1 protein-coding gene is annotated in these 518 nt (G+C 35.5%); it reads right to left on the bottom strand.

Annotated elements, in window-relative coordinates:
* Positions 1-518, bottom strand: a 518-nt coding sequence (locus tag ACXR6G_RS20140) for a hypothetical protein (protein WP_458363251.1), incomplete at both ends; no start/stop codon positions are given.

Below are 518 nucleotides of genomic sequence, written 5' to 3'. Positions count from 1 at the left end.
ATAGTATCCTGCATTGGCTGATGATAGAGCATCAAAATGTAGAAGCTCATCCGAGGATAAATTCGGTACTGTTATTAATCCTCCTAGTCCATCAATCTTAGACCAATTGTATTCTAAATTAAGTCCCGAACCATTTACTTGTAAGTCTAAAGATTCGCCTTCACAAAGTGAATGTGAAGTTGGAGACACAGCTGCTAAACTAATAGCATCTAGAACAGTTATAGAAATTGATGATGTTTTAGATGTACAATAATCTTTTACAACAACTTTGTAGATGCCACTTTCCAATGGCGTTACATTTGTTATATTATATGTCTCATTTGAACCTATTGAATTCCCATCCTGCGTCCAAGTGTAAGTAACAGGTAGAACTGGTCCACTTGTTGGTATTGCACTTAAGTCAATTTCAGCACCAATACAAAGAGGACTAGCATTTGCTAAATCTGGTAATACTAAATCGGGATGACGAGAAATATCAAAGTTTTTTGTTAGAGTTGGACAAAGAGCATTTGTTACAT

The sequence above is a fragment of the Ancylomarina sp. YFZ004 genome (genome assembly GCF_054254355.1).
This window is presented reverse-complemented; position numbering and strand designations above follow the sequence as displayed.